Source organism: Pseudopedobacter sp., assembly GCF_040392825.1.
In the GTDB taxonomy this organism is placed as follows: domain Bacteria; phylum Bacteroidota; class Bacteroidia; order Sphingobacteriales; family Sphingobacteriaceae; genus Pseudopedobacter.
Window position 1 is genome coordinate 1 of sequence record NZ_JBEBVH010000272.1, and the last position, 4,943, is coordinate 4,943.

The following is a 4,943-nucleotide window of genomic DNA, read 5'->3' on the forward strand; positions in this document are numbered from 1 at the left end:
AAATCCTATAGGTTTCTTCGTATTTTCAAACTCATACGTCATAGCAGTAAAGCTAAATCCCGACGAAACGGCGTTCTCAACAAATTGGTTTTCCCTTAAATTTTTACCTTCAATTATTGCCTGGCTAATACCATCAAGGTCTTTTTGTTCGACATCTTCTGTCTCTGATTCCATCGCATTTTTTCTAATGGAAACGTGACTGATTTGAACTAAACCCCAGTGCTCTTTCTTTCCAAATTTTGATAACTCATCAAAAAACTCTATCGAGTTTTTTGTATTTAAAAGTTTCTCGTCCAAACTTTCAATTTTTTCTTCATCTTTCTTTAAAGTTGGTTCAAATAAGTCCATTAGCTCTTTTAGATCTGTTGACCTTGTGCTGTCTATTTCAACGTTCCACTCTCCCTTTCCTACATCTTTCAAATAAAAATCAAAAGAGTTTTCTTCATCCTGTAAAAGTTCTATTCTACCGGGCTTTTTTCTTTTATATGAATATGCCCCCCTATAAACATTTCCTTCGTCTAATTTCTTTAAAGAGTTTAATACAATTCCTGTTTTAAATTTTTTGCTTTCTAAAATCCAGTTAAAATTCTTGACTAGCGAAAAATATTCGTGTTTTGACAAAACAGTAAATCCACTTAAACTATGGTTGACTTTTTGTTGATATGCCTCTGATCTAATCACTTCAATATCTTCTTCTTCCAAAAATATTCTGGAAATTTCCTTAGCTATGACATCTTGTTTTGAATTAGTCACAATTAACCCCAACTTTTGAGCAAACATTCGTGTAAACGATGCTGAAGTCATCATTAACGCTTCATATATTTCGTATTTAGTAGGATAACTATTTTTCATCTTAATTGTCTGTATTTAAAAAAGCAGGAATTTTATCGAAAGAATCCAATGGTAGAAATTTAACATTTAGATCATTATAATCCTTTTCTATTTCAGGAAGAATCTTTCTGAAAGTATGATTATTATCTTCAATACTATAATATATCTGTAAAGGTTTATCTTTATCGGTATAGCTTAAGTCACTTAGTGCCGATCTTAAAAGCTTAAAAGAGGGAATATTCAATGTTCCAAAATAAAATACAACTTTATTTTCTACATTATCCTTGTCAATATAGTCACCCAGAATAAACTTACCAATCATGTACATGGGCAATAGAACCTCCGATCTACATGATGCATAGTCTTTATTACCATGATAATAGAAATTAAAGTCTCTTTTAAGTCCACCTGTATTAATTTCCTTAACCGTATGCGCTACAGAAACTAACTTTGAAATTTTATTATTATCAAAAAAATAAAGCTTGTTCATAGACTTGCTATGCTTAGGGTTCAAATCAGTATTTTCTAAACCTTTTAAGAAAACTTGATTAAATCCCGTAACTAACTCTTTATCAGGACACCATATAGCGACAAGTCCTTGATCGAAACTCATTCCATCTAAATGAGGGAACAATTCGTAAAACTCTTTTGAATGCCTTATTTTAGTGAGTTTTTCTTCTAATGTCTTGGCCCATTCTCCAATTTTTCCCTCAGAAAATGAAGTCTTTTTATATCTCTTAGATTCGAGAATACACAATTCTTTTTCCCCCCTATAAGGATTTTTGAAAGTGAAAAGTCGATCTATCCCCCTCTGCTTGTTTTCTTCGGTAGGGGCATCGAAATCAGAATCCCCAACATATTCCCATTTGAAAAACTTTAAAAGATTGCACATTTGTCGGTTCCATTCCGAACCCTCGTAACTCTGATCTTCAGGCATAATTATTTTAATAAGTTGGGTATTATCTTTTCAAGAATATCTCGCTGCTCGCAATCGTTGGTTAAAATTTTGAAAGCACCGTTGGGAAAAATCTGTAAATCAAACCTACAGCCATCGGTTTTTATTGCAAAAGTAGCCTTAAGTAAATCTTTGGAATAATTTCCTATTAATTCAGCTGCAATTGAATTATCAACAATTTCCCCGGAAAATCTACCAACCATTCCATTGCGATAGTTGAACTTTTTGATAGCAACGGCTTTCAAAAAAACATCTTCATATGTACAATTACTTGATTCATAAAAACTTGCTATATCTATATACAATTGATCGAGCTTATAATTTAAACCTATTCTTTTTAGAAACACTTTGGCATCATTGTTTTGACTAAGACTTCCAAATGTCATCAAATATTGTTGGTTTAAATTTATTTCAAAGATTGATTTTGTAAATAAAAAACTCTCCCGTCTAATCATTTCGCTATTGTCGCTATCAAAATCTAAAAGATACGTAGGCAATCTCTTCAATAACTCAACTGCTAGTTGGACATCGCTAATTATATTTACCTTGAGAACTCGGAACCCCAATTCAAAATCGGAATTATTTCCTTTAATAATATCAGCTAATTGATTCGCATCAATAGCCTTATTCAAAAGAGCAAATCGATTTAGCACATAAGACTGTAATCTATTCATAACATCGTCAATAAATGGCTAAGGTTTAATTCAATACTTACAAAAGCATTTCGTAAGTATAAACTATCATCATTCTTTAATAATATCATTTAATCATTTTAAAGCCTAAATCAGTTAAATATTCATAGATAATTTTTGGAAGCTCTATGGAAATTGCTTTAATACGTCTAATTATTCCTGAACAAAAAGGTGTGTCTTTACCCTTATAAGTAATTCTTCGGTTTTCATTATCCATCATTCTTAACACATGAGGTACAGAAAATATTTGCTTCGCTATCGCTGATCGATCTTTATCACTTGGCTGGTCTTCTTACAATCGGCTCTCCTAAGATACTAAATAGTACAAATAAAAAAAATGATTGTCCCCATTTAGCTAACTTGCGATATTTACTTTTAAGAACCAATCCAAAAGCACCTAACACAATTCCATGGATATTACGGGAAACCTTAGTACTTGAACTGATTTTTCATGCCCGGAAAAGCATCTGCAATATGTAAACTCCACGATGTATTTTCGTATAGGGCGTTATCTGCAAAATGCCTGCGCAAATTGATCGTCTTATCGCGAAAGTCATTTTTGCAGGGCGGATTGATATAGCGATATCAGCCATTTTCGTATATTAGTATTATCAAATAACACTATAATGCCAGACAAACATTCTCCACTCAAACCCCAATGGCAAAATCAGGGATGGAAACAAAATTTCTAATGGCGAGAAGCGAAATGCTCAGTGCCTATTACAATGCCAGAAACAAAGGTCTTAAAAGCGCGGTACAAACTGAACATAGCAAAGTAGCAGAAGCAGAGTTCCGTAAATGACTCACTACTTTTCTATCAAAAAAATACAGTGTGACCTCTGGATGGATTACTTCTCAAGGAACTCTAAAGGACGAAACTCTAGTGCATTACGACGTAATTATATATGAGCAACTAGAGGCACCAATCCTATGGGTCGATGAGAATCCCGATTATTCGCACCAAGGAAGGTCATTAGTCATTCCTGTAGAATATGTACGTGGTATCATTGAGGTGAAGTCTTCTTTCAACAAAAAGACAGCAACCGATGCTGTCAAGCAGCTTGCCAAACTAAAGCCTTTGATGCAAAAGATAGACCCTCCCCTCCATCCAACCAAACTGTATCTCCCGAAAGAGTTCTTTTGCGCTACCGTTTTCTTTGAGCTCAGGAAAGAACATGAAAAAGATTTTGCGGCATTGGATAATTTGCTGTATGCTACTGAACTGAGAGGGTTCTATGGAGGGTTTATTCTTCGGACTGAAACATTAGACGAATTCTATAGTGGGAAGGTTTCCATCATCCTAGAGGACCAAAAAAGAAGTTGGGACAACAAATCACTATCCTTTTGGTCCTATTCTCAAAGCAAAAAACTTAAAGAAAATCTTTATTGTTCATTACTGCTAAATCATAGTGAAAGTTACTTTTCACAATTTGCCTTTGACGTCATTGCTTTATTAAAAGGTTCATATCATCCTAATGTTATATCTAGCCTTTACGGATTCGGAACTAGCGATTGGGAAAATGGAAACCCAGTTTCGACACAATACTATAACATCGAAGACTATAAAAAATGGGAAGAGAGCACCCGTGAATATATGGATATGTGGATCAATTCTTTAAAAGAAAAATGAGATACTACGCCCTATAAACTATTACGGTCAAGATGATGCCAAGCGAAAGTTTGGCTTTTGTTTTTCAGGGTATATTTAACAGCTAATTATACACGAGTTGTCATTTCAGCTAGAGACGCTCCCCTATCTTCATCCTATCAAAAGCGACAAACACTTTTGGTTTTACTAAAAATATTGGTATTTTAGCTAATATGATCAATAGCGCAGTTCAGCTTACAAGCGGTACTCTCCATTGATTTATTAACTAAGATATATGAAAAAAACATATAACATATATTGCGATGAAAGCTGTCATCTGGAAAATGACCATAAGAGGTTTATGTTCCTTGGCTCGGTAACATCTGCATATAACCAAATCAGATTTCACACCGAAAATATTAAAGAGATCAAGGAAAAGCATAAATTTTACGGTGAAATAAAATGGAGCAATGTATCCAAATCAAAGTTCTCCTTCTACCTCGATCTCGTAGAATATTTCTTTTATTCAGAATTAAAATTCAGGGCTGTTGGCATCGATAAGACGCGGATCAGAAATGATGATTTTGGACAAAGCTATGACGACTTCTACTACAAGATGTATTACATTCTGCTCAATCACAAGGTTGACACCACAGCTAGCTATAATGTATACCTCGACATAAAAGATACGCTGAGTGCACATAAAGTGCATCGGCTCAAGGATATCCTCAACTCTAAGTATGAGGTGTTCAGAAATATCCAAAATATACGCTCACACGAAAGCCTATTGATGCAGATGACAGATTTCATTATGGGTGCGATCATTGCTGTCCCATTAAAATCTGAAATTGTTCTTTGAAATGATTGAAATATAGTT

5 protein-coding genes and 1 pseudogene are annotated in these 4,943 nt (G+C 34.0%); 3 read left to right on the forward strand and 3 right to left on the reverse strand.

The features are described 5' to 3' along the window. The 3 genes from ABWO41_RS15245 to ABWO41_RS15255 form a co-directional block, all read right to left on the reverse strand. Positions 1–852: hypothetical protein (locus tag ABWO41_RS15245; RefSeq protein WP_353139906.1), on the reverse strand; the 852-nt coding region annotated here is incomplete at its 3' end. 1 nt (position 853) lies between these two features. Further along, positions 854–1,768, reverse strand: a complete 915-nt coding sequence (locus tag ABWO41_RS15250; protein ID WP_353139908.1) for a PD-(D/E)XK nuclease domain-containing protein — start codon at positions 1,766–1,768, stop codon at positions 854–856. 2 nt (positions 1,769–1,770) lie between these two features. Further along, entirely contained in the window at positions 1,771–2,460 is a 690-nt protein-coding gene (locus tag ABWO41_RS15255; RefSeq protein ID WP_353139910.1) for a hypothetical protein, read from the reverse strand. A 691-nt stretch (positions 2,461–3,151) separates the two neighbouring features. Between ABWO41_RS15255 and ABWO41_RS15260 the strand changes: the two genes are divergently transcribed. The 3 genes and pseudogenes from ABWO41_RS15260 (at position 3,152) to ABWO41_RS15270 (ending at position 4,925) form a co-directional block, all read left to right on the forward strand. Then, positions 3,152–3,280, forward strand: coding sequence for a hypothetical protein (locus ABWO41_RS15260; protein WP_353139912.1), 129 nt, complete (start codon positions 3,152–3,154; stop codon positions 3,278–3,280). 12 nt (positions 3,281–3,292) lie between these two features. Beyond that, positions 3,293–4,108, forward strand: a pseudogene (locus ABWO41_RS15265) (DUF6602 domain-containing protein); the annotation flags it as partial. 253 nt (positions 4,109–4,361) lie between these two features. Beyond that, positions 4,362–4,925, forward strand: a complete 564-nt coding sequence (locus tag ABWO41_RS15270) for a DUF3800 domain-containing protein (protein ID WP_353139914.1) — start codon at positions 4,362–4,364, stop codon at positions 4,923–4,925. Positions 4,926–4,943: the final 18 nt, after the last annotated feature.

What these genes read in the sequence shown, in the direction of transcription:
- ABWO41_RS15260 (WP_353139912.1), top strand. Translation starts at nt 3,152, where the DNA reads ATGGAAACAAAATTTCTAATGGCGAGAAGCGAAATGCTCAGTGCCTAT.
- ABWO41_RS15250 (WP_353139908.1), bottom strand. Translation starts at nt 1,768, where the DNA reads ATGCCTGAAGATCAGAGTTACGAGGGTTCGGAATGGAACCGACAAATG.
- ABWO41_RS15255 (WP_353139910.1), bottom strand. Translation starts at nt 2,460, where the DNA reads ATGAATAGATTACAGTCTTATGTGCTAAATCGATTTGCTCTTTTGAAT.
- ABWO41_RS15270 (WP_353139914.1), top strand. Translation starts at nt 4,362, where the DNA reads ATGAAAAAAACATATAACATATATTGCGATGAAAGCTGTCATCTGGAA.